The 17,487-nt window shown below is 72.0% G+C and carries 15 protein-coding genes; 9 read left to right on the top strand and 6 right to left on the bottom strand.

What is annotated here, in order from left to right; all coding sequences use genetic code 11:
- Nucleotides 1-4: 4 nt before the first annotated feature.
- Nucleotides 5-1,222, bottom strand: a complete 1,218-nt coding sequence (gene coxB / locus COA07_RS13660; RefSeq protein WP_096641222.1) for a cytochrome c oxidase subunit II — start codon at nt 1,220-1,222, stop codon at nt 5-7.
- Nucleotides 1,223-1,410: 188 nt separating this feature from the next.
- On the opposite strand from coxB, the gene pyrE reads away from it, so the two are divergent.
- The 8 genes from pyrE (at nt 1,411) to COA07_RS13620 (ending at nt 8,012) form a co-directional block, all read left to right on the top strand.
- Nucleotides 1,411-1,995 carry an orotate phosphoribosyltransferase gene (pyrE, locus tag COA07_RS13655; protein ID WP_066712815.1) on the top strand — a complete coding sequence of 195 codons (585 nt, stop codon included), beginning with the start codon at nt 1,411-1,413 and terminating at the stop codon, nt 1,993-1,995.
- Nucleotides 1,995-2,732 (top strand): pyridoxine 5'-phosphate synthase, encoded by a 738-nt coding sequence (locus tag COA07_RS13650; protein ID WP_066712810.1) that lies wholly within the window; start codon nt 1,995-1,997, stop codon nt 2,730-2,732. The genes pyrE and COA07_RS13650 overlap by 1 nt, the downstream gene beginning before the upstream one ends.
- Nucleotides 2,732-3,151, top strand: a complete 420-nt coding sequence (gene acpS / locus COA07_RS13645) for a holo-ACP synthase (RefSeq protein WP_066712812.1) — start codon at nt 2,732-2,734, stop codon at nt 3,149-3,151. Before COA07_RS13650 ends, acpS begins: the two co-directional genes overlap by 1 nt.
- Before the next feature lie 3 nt (nt 3,152-3,154).
- Nucleotides 3,155-4,108 carry a signal peptidase I gene (gene lepB, locus COA07_RS13640; protein WP_066712814.1) on the top strand — a complete coding sequence of 318 codons (954 nt, stop codon included), beginning with the start codon at nt 3,155-3,157 and terminating at the stop codon, nt 4,106-4,108.
- Between the two features lie 41 nt (nt 4,109-4,149).
- A complete protein-coding gene (locus COA07_RS13635) occupies nt 4,150-5,217 on the top strand; it encodes an AI-2E family transporter (RefSeq protein ID WP_066712816.1) in 1,068 nt (355 codons plus the stop codon).
- A gap of 121 nt (nt 5,218-5,338) precedes the next feature.
- The gene (locus COA07_RS13630) at nt 5,339-6,304 is read left to right on the top strand and encodes a hypothetical protein (protein WP_245842159.1); all 966 of its coding nucleotides are present in this window, start codon (nt 5,339-5,341) and stop codon (nt 6,302-6,304) included.
- Nucleotides 6,286-6,807, top strand: a complete 522-nt coding sequence (locus COA07_RS13625) for a DUF2141 domain-containing protein (protein ID WP_066711207.1) — start codon at nt 6,286-6,288, stop codon at nt 6,805-6,807. Before COA07_RS13630 ends, COA07_RS13625 begins: the two co-directional genes overlap by 19 nt.
- A gap of 11 nt (nt 6,808-6,818) precedes the next feature.
- Nucleotides 6,819-8,012: a glycosyltransferase gene (locus COA07_RS13620; RefSeq protein WP_066490300.1), complete on the top strand. Its 1,194-nt coding sequence runs from the start codon at nt 6,819-6,821 to the stop codon at nt 8,010-8,012.
- On the opposite strand, the gene COA07_RS13615 is transcribed toward COA07_RS13620, so the two are convergent.
- On the bottom strand, nt 7,955-8,710 hold the full coding sequence (locus COA07_RS13615) for a polysaccharide deacetylase family protein (RefSeq protein ID WP_066711205.1): 756 nt from the start codon (nt 8,708-8,710) through the stop codon (nt 7,955-7,957). The genes COA07_RS13620 and COA07_RS13615 overlap by 58 nt on opposite strands.
- 142 nt (nt 8,711-8,852) lie before the next feature.
- Between COA07_RS13615 and COA07_RS13610 the strand changes: the two genes are divergently transcribed.
- Nucleotides 8,853-10,484, top strand: coding sequence for an alkaline phosphatase D family protein (locus COA07_RS13610; protein ID WP_066711203.1), 1,632 nt, complete (start codon nt 8,853-8,855; stop codon nt 10,482-10,484).
- A 226-nt stretch (nt 10,485-10,710) separates the two neighbouring features.
- On the opposite strand, the gene COA07_RS13605 is transcribed toward COA07_RS13610, so the two are convergent.
- From COA07_RS13605 to ptsP, 4 genes are all read right to left on the bottom strand, one after another.
- Nucleotides 10,711-11,199, bottom strand: a complete 489-nt coding sequence (locus COA07_RS13605) for an asparaginase domain-containing protein (RefSeq protein ID WP_066711201.1) — start codon at nt 11,197-11,199, stop codon at nt 10,711-10,713.
- On the bottom strand, nt 11,196-13,238 hold the full coding sequence (locus tag COA07_RS13600; RefSeq protein ID WP_066711199.1) for a M3 family metallopeptidase: 2,043 nt from the start codon (nt 13,236-13,238) through the stop codon (nt 11,196-11,198). The genes COA07_RS13605 and COA07_RS13600 overlap by 4 nt, the downstream gene beginning before the upstream one ends.
- Before the next feature lie 63 nt (nt 13,239-13,301).
- Complete coding sequence (gene nagE / locus COA07_RS13595) at nt 13,302-14,969, bottom strand: N-acetylglucosamine-specific PTS transporter subunit IIBC (protein WP_066711197.1); 1,668 nt, start codon at nt 14,967-14,969, stop codon at nt 13,302-13,304.
- Entirely contained in the window at nt 14,966-17,458 is a 2,493-nt protein-coding gene (ptsP, locus tag COA07_RS13590; RefSeq protein ID WP_245842158.1) for a phosphoenolpyruvate--protein phosphotransferase, read from the bottom strand. The genes nagE and ptsP overlap by 4 nt, the downstream gene beginning before the upstream one ends.
- Nucleotides 17,459-17,487 lie beyond the last annotated feature (29 nt).

The raw sequence follows: 17,487 nt of genomic DNA, 5'->3' as shown, positions 1-17,487 counted from the left end.
GGTCTCAGCGTCCGGCTTCGCCGACGCCACCGGGGTTACCGGTCGCGCCCTGCGTGGAAGTGGGGGGAGTGTCGGTGCCGTTGACGGTCGGGCCGGTCATGTTGCCGGCGTCCGCCGCCTCGGTCATCACCGCCGCCGAATTGTCGGCGCCCGGCTGCGGGATCACCGCGTCGGACGGCTTGCCCGGCGCGGGCATCTTGCCGCCCTTGGCGCGGACCCAGGCGGCGAATTCGGCGGGCGACACCGCCTCGACCGCGATCGGCATGAACGCGTGGCGCGCGCCGCACAGTTCCGAACACTGGCCGAAATACAGGCCCGGCTTCTCGATGGTGAAGCTGGTTTCGTTCAGGCGGCCGGGGATCGCGTCCAGCTTGATCCAGAAGGCGGGGACCGCCCAGCTGTGGATCACGTCGTTCGCCGTGGTGATGAGCCGGATCGGCACACCCACCGGCAGGACGATGCGGTTGTCGGTCGCCATCAGGCGCGGGCCGTCGGCCGCGGTGCGCGCGCGTTCGCCCGGCGCGACCTGATTGGCTTCCTTCAGCATGTTGGCGGTGATCTCGATCCCGCCGTGGTCGGGATACTGGTAGCTCCAGAACCACTGGTTGCCGATCGCCTTAAGCGTCACGGCATTGGCGGGCGCGGGCTTGAACTGCGCCTGGAGCAGCCCGATCGAGGGCACCGCGATGGCGACCAGGATCAGCACCGGTGCCAGCGTCCACACGATTTCGATCGCGGTGTTGTGGCTGGTCTTCGACGGATTGGGGTTGGCGCCCGCGCGGAAGCGGATGACGACGAAGACGAGCAGGATCAGGACGAAGATCGAGATGATCGTGATGAGCGGCAGCAGCACGCGGTCGTGAAACCAGTGCGCGCGCAGCCCGTTCTTCGTCACCTGCGGCTGGATGCCGAACAGGCCGTCGGTCGGCTGGCCCAGCATCGGCTTGACGGTCATCGCGGGGGCGCCGTCCATCGCCAGCGCGGGCGAGGCCGGGGCGGCATCGGCCTTCTGCAGCGAACCGCCCGACGTGCCCTGATTCGAATCGGCGGGGCGCAGCCCGGTCGGCGCGGCGGTGGCGGCGGTGGCCGGCGAGGCGCCGGTCGTCGCAGTGGCGGTCGTCGCAGCGGGGGCCGCCGGCGCCTGCGCGGTGGCGGCGCCCGCCAGCCCGGCAACCGCCAGGCTCGCCGCGAGCATCCATCCCTTGATCCCGGTTTTCAGCATTGTGTTATCGTCACCCCTGCTCGTGGCACGCGCGTCCGCGCGCCGGGCGTAGGACGCCCCTCCTGACTGGCCTATACGCAGACCACCCCCCTCCCTCAAGAGGGCGCGCGCATCCACCGCCGCGCGTTGCGCGTTGCGCGCCCATCGGCCGATGCCTAATGGGGCGCGGCAAGGAGGTTGCCGACCCGATGACCGAACAAGACGTCCTCGCCGAATTCCGTGCCGCCGACGCGCTGCTGGAGGGGCATTTCATCCTGTCGTCGGGGCTGCGCAGCCCGCGCTACCTGCAATGCGCGCGCGTGCTGATGGACCCGCGACGCGGCGCGCGATTGTGCGAGGCGCTGGCCGCGCGCATCCCGGGCGACCTGCGCGCGCGGATCAGCGCGGTCGTCTCCCCCGCGATGGGCGGGGTGATCGCCGGGCACGAAATGGCGCGCGCGCTTGGCGTCGAGGCGATGTTCGTCGAACGCCCGACCGGCACGTTCGAGCTGCGCCGCGGCTTCCGGCTGGAAGAGGGGCAGGAGGTGCTGATGATGGAGGACGTCGTCACCACCGGATTGTCGAGCCGCGAGGCGATCAAGGCGATCGAGGCCGCCGGCGGGCGCGTGATCGCGGGCGCCGCGCTGGTCGACCGGTCGAACGGGACCGCCGACATCGGGGTGCCGTTCTTCCCGCTGATCCGGCTGGACGTGCCCACCTATGAGGCGGATGCGGTGCCGCCCGAACTGGCGGCGATCCCGGCGATCAAGCCGGGCAGCCGGGCGGCGGCGTGATGGCGGCGGATACCTCGCCGCTGCGGCTGGGGGTCAACATCGACCATGTCGCCACGGTGCGCAACGCGCGCGGCGGCGGGCTGCCCGATCCGGTGCGCGCCGCGCTGCTGGCGGCGCAGGCCGGGGCGGACGGCATCACCGCGCACCTGCGCGAGGATCGCCGCCACATCACCGATGCGGATATCGAGCGGCTGTCGACCGGCCTTGCCATCCCGCTCAACCTGGAGATGGCGGCGACCGAGGAGATGCTGGCAATCGCGCTGCGCCACCGGCCGCACGCCGCGTGCATCGTCCCCGAAAAGCGCGAGGAGCGCACCACCGAGGGCGGGATCGACGCCGCCGGGCAGCACGCGCGGCTGGCGCCGATGGTGCGCGCGCTGGGGGATGCGGGGATCCGCGTCTCGCTGTTCATCGAACCCGACCCGCGGCAGATCGCGGCGGCGGTATCGCTGGGCGCGCCGGTGGTCGAGCTGCACACCGGCCGCTACGCCGAACTAGCGGGCGCGGACCAGGTGGCCGAGCTGCGCCGGCTGGCGGATGCCGCGGCGCTGGCGGCGAAGAACGGGATCGAGGTGCACGCCGGCCACGGCCTGACGTTCGACAATGTCGCCCCCGTCGCCGCGATCCCGCAGGTGCGCGAGCTGAACATCGGGCACTTCCTGATCGGCGAGGCGATCTTCGTCGGGCTGGAGGCGAGCGTCGCGCGGATGAAGGCGCTGATGGAGGCGGCGCGATAATGATCGTCGGGCTGGGTTCCGACCTGTGCAATATCGAGCGCATCCAGGCGTCGCTCGACCGGTTCGGCGCGCGGTTCGAGGTGCGGGTGTTCACCGACGTGGAACGCGCCAAGGCGAGCCGGCGGCCCTATACGCGCGCCGGCACCTACGCCAAGCGGTTCGCCGCGAAGGAGGCGTTCTCCAAGGCGGTCGGCACCGGGTTCAAGCGCGGCGTGTTCATGAAGGACATCGGCGTGGTCAACGCGCCGTCGGGCGCCCCCACGCTGGCGTTGACCGGCGGGGCGAAGGCGCGGCTGGACGCAATGATCCCCGCCGGGCACGAAGCGCGCATCCATCTGACGTTGACCGACGACCATCCCTGGGCGCAGGCGTTCGTCATCATCGAGGCGATCCCGCTTCCCCCCGCAGGAGCCGAGTAGTTTATGGCCGAGGAGATCGCGTTGACCGGCGAACCGCCCGCCGCCCCGCCCGCCGCCAAGCCTGCGGACAGCGCACCCGCCCCCCGGTTCGACTGGTGGGCGGAGGCCAAGGGGCTGTTCTGGCTGATCCTGGCGGTGCTGGGCTTCCACAGCTTCATCGCCAAGCCGTTCTACATCCCCAGCGAATCGATGCTGCCCGGGCTGATGGTCGGCGACCGGCTGGTGGTGTCGAAATTCGCCTATGGCTGGTCGTTCGTGTCGCCGACCATCCCCAATCCGGTCGCGATCGTCGAGGACGTGGTGTTCCATCGCCCGGTCGACGGCTGGTCGGTGCAGCTGCCCTTCATCCACGGCCGGCTGCTGGGGCGGATGCCGGAACGCGGCGACGTGGTGATCGTCACCCCGCCGGGGCAGACCAGCGACTATATCAAGCGGGTGATCGGGCTGCCGGGCGAAACGCTCGCGGTGCGCGGCGGCACCGTCTACATCGACGGGCGCGCCATCGCGCGCGGGCCGCTGCATTATCGCGAGCTGCCGGTGGACGCGAACGCCACCTGCGACCCGCTGCAATACGGGCCGGCGCGCACCGTGCTGCCCGACGGCCGCATCGTGTGCCGCCTGCCGATCGTGACCGAGACGCTGCCGGGCGGGCGCCGGTACGATACGGTCGACCTGGAACCCAACAGCCCCGGCGACAATTACGGCCCGGTGACGATCCCGGCCAACCATGTGTTCCTGATGGGCGACAACCGCGACCGGTCCGCCGACAGCCGCTTTGCGCTGGGCGGGTTCGAACGCGGGCTGGGCGGGCCGGTGCCGTGGGAGAACCTGGGCGGGCGGGCCGAGTTCATCACCTTCTCGCTCGACGGCAAGGCGACGTGGAACCCGCTGACCTGGCCCGGTTCGCTGCGCGGCGGGCGGGCGGGCACCTCGCTCCACCCGGCGACCGGCCAGTGACCCCCGCGGACGGGCGCCGCCGGCGCGACGCGCGCGTCCCGGTGGTCGGCGGTGCCAGTCCGCACGAGGTGCGCAGCGACGCAACCCGCGACGAGATCCGCCGCGCGGCGGTATGGCTGGGGATGGCAAGCGCGATCGCGCTGGTCGTGCTGCTGGTCCAGCCGCTGCTCATCATCCTGGGCGGGCTGGTGTTCGCCGCGCTGCTCGACGGGGGCGTGCGGCTGCTGGGCCGCGTGCTGCCGATCGGGCGCGGCTGGCGGCTGCTGATCGTCTGCCTCCTGACGATCGCGTTCCTGGTCGGCACCTTCTACCTGGCGGGGGTACAGATCACCGAACAGGTGATGCAACTGCGCTCCACGATGGAGGCGCAGGCGACGCGCCTTGCCGGATGGCTGTCCGCGCAGGGGCTGATGCCGGGCACGTCCGACCTGTCGGGGATGGCGCGGCAGGCGCTGTCGTCGGTCGGACGGCTGACGTCGTGGCTTGGCACCGCGGCGGGCGCGATCACCAGCCTGTTCATGATGATCGTCATCGGGCTGTTCGTCGCGATCGACCCGCGCGTCTACGAACGCGGGCTGCAATGGATGATCCCGCTGGACCAGCGCGCCGAATTCGCGCTGACGGTGCGGCGGATGGCCGACACGCTGCGCCGGCTGCTGGCGGGGCGGTTGCTGGGCATGGCGCTGGAAGGCGTGCTGACCGCGATCGCCTTGTGGATCGCGGGGGTGCCGATGGCACTGATCCTGGGCATCCTGACCGGGCTGCTGGCGTTCATCCCCAATATCGGCGCGTTCATTTCGGGCGCGCTGATGGTCGCAGTGGGCTTTTCCGCCGGGGTCCATACCGGGGTGATCGCGATCGTCGTCTATGTCGTGGTGCAGACGTTCGACGGCTATGTCGTGATCCCGATGGTGGCCAAGCGCACCGTCGACCTGCCGCCCGCGCTGACGCTGGGGACGCAGATCCTGGCCAGCGCGCTGTTCGGCATCCTGGGCCTGGCGCTCGCCGATCCGATGACCGCGATGCTCAAGACCGCGATGGAGCGCCGCTCGGAACGGCTGGACGGCGACACCGGCGACGCGAACGAGGACGGGCAATCCGCGTCGTAGCGGCACCGGGACGCGCGCGTCCCACTTTTGCCACATCCGCTTGTCAGGGCAGCGATGGCGCGGCACTTCGCGCCGAAACCTCGCGCCGCCCGCCCGCGGCGCGCGCTGCTGGATGACGTGATTGGCCGCCGAACCGCCCGCCCCGCCCGCTGCCGATCCCGCGCCGTCCCCGGCGGCGGTGGTCGCGCCGCTGGTGGCGCTAAAGCCGGTGCAGACGCTCCAGCGGCGCTGGCCCGCGCTGCTGGGCGCGGTGGTCACCGCCGCGATGCTGGGTGGGCTGGCGGGCGAACTGCTGGGACAGGGGCTGGCGGGGCTGCGCCGCGCGGTGCCGACGGCGGCGGGTTTCTACCTGTTCTTCCTCATCTCCTATTTCGCGCTGCCGGTCGCCGATTTCGTGATCTTCCGCCGGCTGTGGCACGTCCCCGCGGGTGCGTTCGGCGCGCTGAACCGCAAGCGGATCGCCAACGACGTGCTGGTCGGCTATTCGGGCGACGCCTATTTCTACGTCTGGGCGCGCGCGCGCACCGAGATGGTGGCAGCGCCGTTCGGCGCGGTGAAGGACGTGACGATCGTGTCGGGGATCGCTGGCAACGTCTCCGCGATCGTGCTGGGCGCGGTGGCGCTGCCGCTGGGCTATGAACTGATCGAGCCGGCGACGCTGCGCACGATCCTGTGGTCGATGGGGCTGGCGACCGGGCTGACGCTGGCGTTCCTGCTGTTCTCCTCGCGCGTGTTCTCACTGCCGCGGCGGCAATTGTGGTTCATCTTCGGCGTCGACATGCTGCGCATCGTCGTCAATTGCGTGACGATCGCGATCGCCTGGTCGTTCGCGATGCCGACCGTGTCGGTGGGACTGTGGCTGTTCCTGATCGCGGGGCGGCAATTGGTGTCGCGATTGCCGCTGGTGCCCAACAAAGACCTGCTTTTCGCCAATTTCGCGATCCTGTTCATCGGGCAGGATCAGGCGTTGTCGGATTTGATGGCGTTCACGGCCGCGTCAACCTTGCTGGTGCATATGTGCATCATCGCGGTCGTCGGGATCGAATATCTGGTGGAAAGGACGCAGGCATGGCGGCACGAGGGTTGACGATCGCACTGGCGGCGGCGCTCGCCACGGTGGCGGTGCCGGCGGGCGCGCAGGTGCTGGGGCCGGACGCGGCGGCGTGCAACGGCGGCGAAGGCCCGGCGATCCGCGCGACGATCACCGGGCTGAAGGATGCGCAGGGCACCCTGAAGCTGGAGCTGTATCCGGCGACCGAGGAAGATTTCCTGGCCGGCGACGACGAACTGGCGGCGCGCGGCCGCCCGTTCCGCCGCATCACCGTTCCCGCGCCCGCCAGCGGCAGCGCGGTGATCTGCATCCGCGTGCCGAATCCCGGCCGCTGGGCGCTGTTCCTGGGGCATGACCGCGACGGGAAGCGCAAGTTCAATTTCTGGAGCGACGGCGCCGGTTTCCCCAGCAACCGCCGCATCGGCCGCGCGCGCCCGAAGCTGGCCGATGCGATCATCGACGTTGGCAACGGCGTCACCAATACCCAGATCGTGGAGCAGTATCTGCGCGGGCTTGGTGGCTTCGGCCCGCTGAAGTAAGGGGATCCCCGATGCGGATCGTCGACGTCAACGAACTCTATTCGCCCACCGGCGGGGGCGTGCGCACGTACGTGGATCGCAAGATGGCGGTCATGCCGACGCTGGGCCATGAACAGATCGTCATCGCCCCCGGCCGCGAGGACCGCGTCGAGGAGCGGCCCGGCGGCGCGCGCATCATCTACGTCAAATCGCCCGCGCTGCCGTTCGATTCGAACTACGGCCTGTTCCGGGACGTGGCGCCGGTCCACCGGCTGCTCGACGAACTGCAGCCCGACGTGGTCGAGAATTGCATGCCGTGGCGCTCGGCGCGGATCGTCGGCGAATGGCAGGGCCCCGCGCTGAAATCGTGGATCCTCCACAACGACAATATGGCCACCTATCCCAAAAGGTGGTTCGCGCGCGTCGCCTCGCCCGCGACGATCGAACGGGCGTTCGGCTGGTACGATCGCCAGATGATCCGCGCGATGGCGCCGTTCGACACGATCGTCACGAACGGCCCGATGCTGGCGAAGACGCTGGGTGCGCGCGGCATCCCGATCGACGCGGTGATGACGCTGGGGATCGAACGGCAGCATTTCTCCCCCCGGCTGCGCAGCGAGACGCTGCGCGCCGCGATGCTGGCGCAATGCGGCCTGCCCGCCGACGCGCACCTGCTGATCGGCGTCGGGCGGCACCACCCGGAAAAGCAATGGCCGATGGTCATCAACGCGGTGCGCCGCGCGGGCACGCGCATCCCGGTCGGGCTGATGCTGCTGGGGCTTGGCCCCGACACGCGCACGCTGGAACGGCAGATCGCGCAAAGCCCGCACGTCCGCCTGTTCGAGCCGATCTACGACCGCACGCAGTTGGCGACGGTGATGGCCAGCGCCGATGCCTTCATCCACGGCTCCGACACCGAGACGTTCGGGCTGGTCGCGTCGGAGGCGCTGGTATCGGGCCTGCCGCTGATCGTCCCCGATGCGGGCGGCGCGGCGATGGTGGCGCGCCCCGCCTATGCCGAAACGTATCGCGCCGGCGACCCGTATGACGCGGCGGACGCGATCGTGCGGCTGGTGTCGCGCGACCGCGCGCTGCTACGCCGCGCGGCGGAGATCGGCGCGAACAGCGTGCTGAGCGATCGCCAGCACGCGGCCGCACTGGTCGCGCATTACGAGGCGCGGATTGCCGCGCGCGACACGGGCACGGCGCGCAGCAGGTCGGCATAGGCCGCCGGCCGGTGCCGCGGGAAGGCGGCGAACGTCCGGTCGATACTGTCCAGCAGCTGCGGCACCCGCGTGTCGCCGGGGTGGACCGCGATGCGCACCGTATTGCTGGGTTGCAGCACGCGGCGCAGCACCGCGGCGGCGGCGAGCGAGCTCAGCTGCCGCGGCCGCGACCTGCTGGCCCAGGTGATGACCGGCCCGCGCGCCAGCACCCGCCCGCCGACCGGCGCCCAGACGCGTGCATGATCCTCCGCCAGCGCGAAGCCCGCATCGCCCAGCGCCGCGCGCGCCGCGCCGGAATACAGCCACGCCGGCGCGATGAACCCCGCCGCCGCGCGTCCCGTGACGTCCTCCACCAGCGCCTTGCCGCGCCGCATCCGCGCCAGCGCCTCGCCATGGTCCAGCCCCAGGAACTCGCCCTCGCCCGCGGTCATGTGCTTCGCCTTCAGCGCCGCGGCGCCGCGATGCGCCGAATCGTCCTGATGCGACCAGCCGTGGACGAACATCTCGATCCCCGCATCGGCCCAGCCGCGCAGCTTCGCGGCGAACGCGGGCGTGATCGGCGCGCCGTTCCAGTGATCGGGCACCACCAGCATCGCCAGCCGGTCGCCGACATGCACGCGCAGCCGGTCGAGCAGCTGGTCGACCTCGCGCTCGAACCGGGGCGAGACGTCGTGGATCGAGGCAAGCAGGCGCTTCATCCCCCGGTCAACAGCATGGCCGCGCGCGTGGTGCAACCCCGCGCGCGGATCGGGTAGCATCGCGCGCCGCTGTCATCACCGCGTCACCGAATGCGGCGCAGGGCAGGCGCACGCCCCGTTGTCGAGGATCAGGACCCGTATCATGACCGTCACCGTCACCCGCCGCGCACTGCTCGCCACCGGTACGCTGGGGCTGGGCGCGTTCGCGCTGCCCGGCTTCTCGATCGCGCAGACGATGCTGGCCGCGCGCGGCTTCACCCATTCGGTGACCAGCGGGGAACCGGGCGCCGATTCGATGCTGCTGTGGACGCGCTACGTCCCCGCGACCGGCGATTCGGCGCGGCTGGTGGCGGAAATCAGTGAAAGCGAGGATTTCGCGCGTATCGTCGCATCGGGCGCGATCATCACCGGCCCGTGGCGCGACTGGACCGCGAAGGTGACGCTGGACGGGCTGGCGCCCGGCCGCCGCTATTTCTACCGCTTCGTCGCCGCCGACGGCACGCGTTCGCCGGTCGGCCGGACGAAGACGCTGCCCGACGATGCCGCGACGACGTGGCGCGCGGCGGTGTTCTCCTGCTCCAATTTCGGGTTCGGCTGGTTCAACGCCTACGGCCATGCCGCGGCGCGCGACGATCTGGACGCGGCGATCCACCTGGGCGATTATTTCTACGAATATTCGCCGGGCAAATATCCGCCCGCCGCCGCGCAGGTGGCGGGGCGTATCCCGCAGCCGCTGGCCGAGACGATCCATCTGGCCGATTACCGCCTGCGCTTCGCCAGCTATCGCGCCGACCCGGACCTGCAGGCGCTGCATGCGAAGGTGCCGTGGATCGTCCAGTGGGACGATCACGAAAGCGCCAACGATTCGTGGGAAGGCGGCGCGGAGAACCACGATCCGGCGACCGAGGGCGACTGGAACCAGCGCCGCGCCGCCGCGGTGCAGGCGTATCGCGAATGGATGCCGGTGTCGGACGAGCCGTGGAAGGCGTATGACATCGGCACGCTCGCCACGCTGTGGCGGACCGAGACGCGCGTGTTCGCCCGTTCGCGCCAGCGCGAAATCGAACAGGTGATGGCGACCGGCGACAAGCTGGCCGCGCTGAAGGCGTTCCGCGACGGCGCATGGGTCGATCCGGCGATCACGATGATGGGGTCGCAGCAGGAAAGCTGGCTGGCGCACGACCTGGCGCGATCGGTGAAGCAGGGGCAGAAGTGGCAGGTGGTCGGCTTCGGCACGATCATGGGCAACCTGTCGACGCCGGAAGCGGCGCAGGCGTGGATCGACCCGGGCAATGCGCGCGCCGCCGCCTGGGTATCGGACGCGATCGCCGCGTCGCGCGTCGGGCTGCCGGGGAACCTCGATTCGTGGGGCGGCTATCCCGCCGCGCGCGCCCGCTTCCTGAAGGGCGCGCAGGCCGCCGACGCCAATCTGGTCGTGATCTGCGGCGACAGCCACAATGCCTGGGCGTTCGACCTGGCGCAGGACGGGCGCGCGGCGGGCGTGGAGTTCGCCGGCCATGCGGTCACCTCGCCTGGGTACGAATCGGCGGTGAAGCGCGATCCGGCCGATGTCGCGCGCGCGATGGTCGGCGCCAATCCGGAGCTGAAATGGTGCGACACGTCGCGCCGCGGCTATATGGCGATGACGATCACGCCGGAGAAGGTCAGCAACGACTGGCTGTTCGTCGACACGATCAAGGAACGCCGCGCCACCGCAGCGGTCGGGCACAGCACGCAGGTGCTGCGCGGGCGCCGGGTGATGAGCGCGGCGTAAGGGGCCGGGGTGAGCGAAAGCGGCGGCGGACGCCTCGATCCGCCGCCGCCCCTATACTCAGCCTCACCACCCCGATGCGTCATCCCAGCGAAAGCTGGGATCTCCCGGTCGAAGCACGGGACAGGAGCCGCGAGAGGCCCCAGCCTTCGCTGGGGCGACGGTTCGCCGCCGACGCTGGCACCCTGGGCATGCGGCCGCAGCGTTCGCCGGGGCGCCGCCCCGCACCTCAGGCGGCGACGAAGCTGTTGATCGAGCGGTCCTTGCGCACCTTCGCGCCGTCGAACACGGTGCCGTTCATCGCGATCCACACGCCCGGCGCGGCGACCTGCGCGGTGGCCACGGCCAGCCCTAAGTTGAAGGTCGCATCGCTTTCCGCGAAGCGCGCCGGCGCCAGCGCGCCGACCAGCACGACGGTCTTGCCCGCCGCCGCCATCCCGGCGAGCGCGCGGGCGGTGTCGGTCATCGTATCGGTGCCATGGGTGATGACGATACGGGTTTCGGGCGCGCCCTCCACCGCGGTGCGGATCGTCGCGCGATCGGCATCGGTCAGCTCCAGGCTGTCCTTGCGCATCAGCTCGGCGACGCGGAACGGCAGCGCGACGCGCGCGGTGCGCAGGATGCGTTCCACCACGCTGTCGCCGATCTGATATTCGCTGAGCGCGTCGAAATACAGCTTGTCGATCGTCCCGCCGGTGGTGAGGAACAACAGGCTCATCGCGCCGCCGCCTCGGTCAGGCCGTGGCGGATCAGCATCGCGGTGGGATCGGCATCGCGCCCGCGGAACGCGCGGAAGCTGTCGGCGGCGGGGCGCGTCGCCCCGCGCGCCAGCACTTCCTCGCGCAGGGCGGTGCCGGTGGCGCGGTCGATCAGGCCGTTTTCGGCGAACCGCTGGAACCCGTCGGCGGCCAGCACCTCGGCCCACAGATAGCTGTAATAGCCCGAGGCATAGCCGCCCGCGAAGATGTGGCTGAAGGCGTGCGGGAAGCGGTGCCATGCCGGCGGGCGCATCACCGACACCTCGTCACGCACCGCCTCGATCACCTCGATCGGGTCCGACCCGGCGGTGCCCAGGTGCAGGATCAGGTCGAACAGCGCGAATTCCAGCTGGCGCACGACGAACAGCCCCGAATTGAACCGCCGCGCCGCGACCATCCGGTCGAACAGGTCGGGCGGCAGCGGTGCGCCGGTGTCGTGATGCCCCGACATGCCGGTCAGGATCGCACGGTCCCAGGCGAAATCCTCCATCAGCTGGCTGGGCAGCTCGACCGCGTCCCATTCGAACCCGCTGGTCCCCGCGATCGACGGGCGGTCGACGCGCGTGAACAGGTGGTGGAGGCAATGGCCGGTTTCGTGAAGCAGGGTGACGACGTCGCTGTGGCTGAGCAGCGAGGGGCGATCCGCCCCCTTGGGCGCGAAGTTGCACACCAGATAGGCGACCGGCACGCGCACCTGATTGCCGTCGCGCAGCCGCGGGCGCGCCTGCGCCATCCAGGCGCCGCCGCGCTTGCCGTCGCGCGCGTGCAGATCGAGGTAGAGGCCGGAGAACACCTCCCCATTGTCGTCCACCACGTCGAAATAGCGCGCGTCGGGATGGTAGAGCGGCGCATCGGCGCGCTCGACCAGCCGGATGCCGAACAGCCGGTGCAGCAGCGCCTGCCACCCGTCCATCACGCGCTCGACCGGGAAATAGCCGCGCACTTCCTGCTCATCGACCGCGAAGCGCGCGCGCCGCAGCCGGTCGGCGACGAAGCCGGTGTCCCACGGCTGGAGATCGTCGATCCCCAGTTCCTCCGCCGCGAAGGCGCGCAGCGCCCCCAGATCGCGCTCCGCCGCCGGGCGCGCGCGGGCGCCCAGATCGCGCAGGAACGCCAGCACCTCGCCCGCATTGGGCGCCATCTTGGTCGCCAGCGACCAGTCGACCGGATCGGCGAAGCCCAGCAGCCGCGCCGCTTCGTGGCGCAATTCCAGGATGCGCGCGATGCGCGGGCCGTTGTCGAATTCGCCCGCGTTCGGCCCCTGATCCGACGCGCGCGTGCCATAGGCGCGATAGACCGCAGCGCGAAGATCGCGATCCTCGGCGAAGGTCAGCACGGCATTGACGCTGGGTTGCTGTAGCGACACCCACCAGCCGTCCAGCCCCTTCGCCGCGGCGGCGGCGGCGAACATCGCCTTGTCCGGCGCGGCGATGCCGGCCAGCCGCGCCTCGTCGGTGACATGTTCGCCCCAGCTTTGCGTCGCGTCGAGCACCGCGCTGCCGAAGGCGGTGGACAGCGCCGACAGCTCGACCGAGATCGCGGCGAAGCGCGCGCGCCCGTCGTCGTCGAGCGCGACGCCCGCCAACCGGAAATCGCGGATCGCATGTTCCACCGCGACGCGATCCGCCTGCGGCAGCGCGGCGAAGGCGGGCGATGCCTCCAGCGCGGTCAGCACGTCGTACAGGTCGCGGTTCTGCGCCACCGCCATCGAATGTTCGACCAGCTTTTCCTGCCCCGCGGCGTGTGCGGCGCGCAGTTCGGGCGTGTCGGCGACGCCGTGCAGGTGCGACACCGCCGACCAGAGCGCGTCGATCCCCGCCTCCGCCCGCTCCAGCGGCAGCCACGCGTCCTCGAACGTGGTCGGGCGATCGCGCGTGATGGTCGCCACCGCATCGGCATGGCGCGCGATCGCGGCGTCGAGCGCGGCGGCGATCGCTTCGGGGGTCAGCGCCGCGAAATCGGGCAGCGCCAGCGGATCGAGCAGGGTGTCGGTGGTCATCCCCGCCTGTTAGCCCGGCGCCCGCGCGATGGGAACCGGGCGATCATAGCCGGGCGGGGGGCGTCAGGCGGCGCGCGGATCGGTCAGCAGGTGCCAGCGCCCGCCGACCGGCGCGGCCATGCGCACCCCCGCCCCCGCCAGCGCGGCCCGGTCGATCCGCGCATCGTCGTGGAGCGTGACGACGATCCTCCCGCGATAGCGATGATGCGCGCCCAGGTTCGCCGCCCCGCCCAGCGCCGCCAGCACCGCAGCGGGCAGATCCTGCGCGCGCGGTTCGGCCGGGGCGACCATGGGCGCGGGCGCACCGGCGGCACCGGCGGCGACGCGAATCTCGTCCGCGACCTGATCGGCGATCGGGCCGAGCACGACCTGCAGCGTCGTCGGCGACGGGCGCAGCACGCCGCGCGCGCCCAGCGCCTTCAGCCGCGCATCGTCCGCCACGGCGGTATCGGCCAGCACCAGCCGCAGCCGGGTGGTGCACGCGCCCACCGTCATCAGGTTCGCCGCCCCGCCCAGCGCGGCGACGAATGCCGCGCCGCGATCGCCATCGGCCACCATCGCCGCGGCGTCGCCGCCGCCGCCGTCCGCCTCGCGTCCCGGGGTCGCCAGGTTCCAGCGGCGGATCGCCAGCCGGAAGGCGCCGTAATAGATCGCGGCATAGGCCAGCCCGATCGGCAGCAGCAGCAGCGGGCGCGTCGCCTTCCCTGCGTTCAGCACATAATCGAGCAGCCCCGCCGAAAAGCCGAACCCCAACCGCATCCCCAGCGCATAGGTGACCGCCATCGACACGCCCGTCAGCACCGCGTGCAGGACGTAAAGCGCAGGCGCCAGGAACATGAACGAAAACTCGATCGGCTCGGTCACCCCGGTCAGCAGCGAGGTGAGCGCGAGGCTGAGCAGCATCCCGCCGACCGCGCGGCGCCGGTCGGGCCGCGCCTCGTGATACATCGCCAGGCACGCGGCGGGCAGGCCGAACATCATCACCGGGAAGAAGCCGGTCATGAACGCCCCCGCCGCCGGATCGCCCGCGAAGAAGCGGCGCAGATCGCCGCTGACACCGTGATAGTCGCCCAGCACGAACCAGACGATGTTGTTGAGGATATGGTGCAGCCCGGTGACCAGCAGCAGCCGGTTGACCACGCCGTACAGGAACAGCCCCGCCGGCCCCGCCGCCGCGATCCCCCAGCTGAGCCGGTCGATCCCCGCCGCAATCGCGCCATAGCCGCTGCCCAGCACGGCGGCGATCGCGATCCCGGCGACGCCGCTGACGATCGGCACGAACCGCCGCCCGCCGAAGAAGGCGAGGTAGTCGGGCAGCCTGATCGTGGCGAAGCGATTGTACAGCAGCCCGCCGGCGACGCCGGACAGGATGCCGATCGGCACGTCGAGCCGCCCGATCGCCTTGGCCTTCCACGCCGCGATCGCTAGGTCGCCGGCGACGTCGGGCGGCACGATCATCAGCGGCTGCGCACCGTTGCGCGCCACCAGATAGCAGACCACCGCCGCCAGGCTGGCCGCGCCGTTGCCGTCGCGCGCCAGCTGCGTCGCGACGCCGATCGCGAACAACAGCCCCAGATTGCTGAAGATTGCCTCCCCCGCCGCCGCGACGAACGCGACGTCGAGCAGGTCCGGCTGCCCCAGCCGCAGCAGCAGCCCCGCCGCGGGCAGCACCGCGATCGGCAGCATCAGCGCCCGGCCGAGCGATTGCAGCCCCTGCATCAGCGCCTTCATGCCGCCATTCCTCCTGCAAAGTCGCGCGCCAGCGCGCGCACCGCCGCCGCGCTGTCCGCCGCGACCGCGCGTGCCGCCAGATCGCGGCAATCGGCCAGCGTCACCGCGCGGATCGCGGCCTTCACCTCCGGCACCAGCGCGGGCGTCGCCGACAGTTCGGTCACGCCCAGCCCGATCAGGATCGGCACCGCCAGCGGATCGGACGCCAGCCCGCCGCACACCCCCGTCCAGCGCGCGTGGCGCGCCGCGCCGCGGCACGTCTCGCCGATCAGCCGCAGCACCGCCGGGTGCAGCCCGTCGACCCCGCCCGCGACGCCGTCGTTCCCGCGGTCCATCGCCAGCGTATATTGCGTCAGGTCGTTGGTGCCGATCGACAGGAAATCGGCGTGGCGCGCCAGCAGGTCGGCGGTGATCGCGGCGGCGGGGGTTTCCACCATCACCCCCACCTGCACGGCATGCGCGACGCCCATGTCGGCGCGCAGCGCATCGACGACCCCGCGCACCGCGGTCAGTTCCGCGACGCTCGCCACCATCGGCAGCATGATGCGGCACGCCGCGCCCGCCGACAGGATCGCGCGCAGCTGCGTATCCAGCACGTCGCGGTGGCGCAGCCCGACGCGGATGCCGCGCACGCCCAGCGCGGGATTCTCCTCCGCCGGCAGCGGCAGCCACGGCGCGGGCTTGTCCCCGCCGATATCCAGCAGGCGAACGATCACCGGCCGCCCGTCCAGCGTATCGGCGACCGCGCAGTACAGCGCGGCCTGTTCGTCGGCATCGGGGGGCGTCGCGCGGTCGAGGAACAGGAATTCGGTGCGCAGCAGCCCGCACCCCTCCGCCCCCGCGGCGACCGCCGCCTGCGCATCGGCGAGCGAACCGAGGTTCGCGAATGCCTCGATCCGCACGCCGTCGCGGGTGTGCGCCGCGTCGGCCGCCGCGGCCAGCACCGCGGCGCGGCGGTGCGCCGCGGCATCCGCGCGCGCCCGCGCCGCCGCCACCACGCCGGGCGCGGGATCGACCGCCAGCGTCGCGGCATCGGCGTCGAGGATCAGCGTCGCGCCCTCCGCCACCTCGGCCAGCGGGCCGCCGATCGCGACCAGTGCGGGGATGCCCAGCCCGGCCGCGAGGATCGCGACATGCGAGGTCGGGCCGCCGCGCGTCGAACACAGGCCGACGACCGCACCGTCGCGCAGCGCCGCGACGTCGGAGGGCAGCAGATCGTCGGCGAGCAGGATCGTCCCCGCCGGATAGGCCGGCGCGGCCGGGTCATCGCCCTCCCCCGCCAGCACCGCGAGCACGCGGCGCTCGACGTCGAGCAGGTCGTCAGCGCGCTCGGCGAGGCGCGGGTTGCCGGTCGCGCGCAACGTATCGGCCTGCGCACGCAGCGCGTGGCGCCACGCATGGTCCGCGCTGCGCCCCGCCGCGATCTGTCGCTGCGCCACGTCGATGAGGTCGGGATCGTCGAGCAGCGCGCGATGCGCCGCCATGATCGCCGCCGCCGCGCCGGTCGCCGCCGCCAGCGCGGCGCGCACCTGCGCCAGCGCCGCATCCAGCCGCGCGCGTTCCGCGTCCGCGCCCGCGCCGTCGCGCGCGACCGCGCGATCGCGCGACGCCAGCCAGCGCGCGGTGCCGATCGCCAGCCCCGGCGCCGCCGTGACGCCGCGCAGCATGCCGTCGGGAAGCGCGGGCGCGGGAGCCGGCGGCGCGGCGGGCGTGGGGGCGGCCGGCCCCGCCTCGCCCATGCCGCTGCCGATCAGCGTCGCCAGCCGTTCGACCGCCTCGTCCGCGTCCGGCCCGGACGCCCGCAGCGTGATCGTGTCGCCATGGCGCACGTCCAGCGCCAGCAGCGCGGTCACCCCGGTCGCGGGGGCGACGGCATCGCCCTTCGCGATCGTGACGCGCGCGTCCAGCCCGCGCACCGCCTCCGCGATCCGCGCCGCCGGGCGGGCGTGGAGGCCGTGCGCCAGCGGGACGACCACGTCGCGCGCGACGGCGGCGCCGTCCCCGGCATCGGCGGCGGCACGAGCGATGGCACGGGGGGCGATCACCAGCAACGGCTCGCCGATCGCCACCGCGCCACCGGGATGGCGATCGACCACCTCGAACGCATCGGCGTCGGTCACCAGCACCGGGGTGACCATGCTGGCGGCGCCCGCCAGCAACCGGTCGAGGTCGAGGTCGATCAGCGGATCGCCCGCCGCCACCCGCTGCCCCGCCGCGACCCGCACGGCGAAGCCCGCGCCGCCCAGCGCCACGGTGTCGATGCCCAGATGGATCAGCACGTCGGCGCCGTCGTCGGTGCGCAGCGTCACGGCATGGCGTGCGGCATGGACCGACAGCACCGTCGCGGCGCAGGGCGCGACCAGTTGCGTGCCGGTCGGGTCGATCGCGACGCCGTCCCCCATCATGCCGCCGGCGAACACCGCGTCGGGCACCTCGTCCAGCGGGGATACCCATCCGGGCAGCGGCGACAGCAGGGTCAGGCGTGTCACGCGATCGTCTCTCCCGTTGCGGCGGGGCG

This window comes from Sphingomonas adhaesiva (assembly GCF_002374855.1).
Taxonomy (GTDB): domain Bacteria; phylum Pseudomonadota; class Alphaproteobacteria; order Sphingomonadales; family Sphingomonadaceae; genus Sphingomonas; species Sphingomonas adhaesiva.
The sequence above is the reverse complement of the archived record's forward strand: the minus strand, read 5'-3'. Positions and strand labels throughout refer to the sequence as shown.

What these genes read in the sequence shown, in the direction of transcription:
- coxB (WP_096641222.1), bottom strand. Translation starts at nt 1,222, where the DNA reads ATGCTGAAAACCGGGATCAAGGGATGGATGCTCGCGGCGAGCCTGGCG.
- pyrE (WP_066712815.1), top strand. Translation starts at nt 1,411, where the DNA reads ATGACCGAACAAGACGTCCTCGCCGAATTCCGTGCCGCCGACGCGCTG.
- COA07_RS13650 (WP_066712810.1), top strand. Translation starts at nt 1,995, where the DNA reads ATGGCGGCGGATACCTCGCCGCTGCGGCTGGGGGTCAACATCGACCAT.
- acpS (WP_066712812.1), top strand. Translation starts at nt 2,732, where the DNA reads ATGATCGTCGGGCTGGGTTCCGACCTGTGCAATATCGAGCGCATCCAG.
- lepB (WP_066712814.1), top strand. Translation starts at nt 3,155, where the DNA reads ATGGCCGAGGAGATCGCGTTGACCGGCGAACCGCCCGCCGCCCCGCCC.
- COA07_RS13625 (WP_066711207.1), top strand. Translation starts at nt 6,286, where the DNA reads ATGGCGGCACGAGGGTTGACGATCGCACTGGCGGCGGCGCTCGCCACG.
- COA07_RS13620 (WP_066490300.1), top strand. Translation starts at nt 6,819, where the DNA reads ATGCGGATCGTCGACGTCAACGAACTCTATTCGCCCACCGGCGGGGGC.
- COA07_RS13615 (WP_066711205.1), bottom strand. Translation starts at nt 8,710, where the DNA reads ATGAAGCGCCTGCTTGCCTCGATCCACGACGTCTCGCCCCGGTTCGAG.
- COA07_RS13610 (WP_066711203.1), top strand. Translation starts at nt 8,853, where the DNA reads ATGACCGTCACCGTCACCCGCCGCGCACTGCTCGCCACCGGTACGCTG.
- COA07_RS13605 (WP_066711201.1), bottom strand. Translation starts at nt 11,199, where the DNA reads ATGAGCCTGTTGTTCCTCACCACCGGCGGGACGATCGACAAGCTGTAT.
- COA07_RS13600 (WP_066711199.1), bottom strand. Translation starts at nt 13,238, where the DNA reads ATGACCACCGACACCCTGCTCGATCCGCTGGCGCTGCCCGATTTCGCG.
- nagE (WP_066711197.1), bottom strand. Translation starts at nt 14,969, where the DNA reads ATGAAGGCGCTGATGCAGGGGCTGCAATCGCTCGGCCGGGCGCTGATG.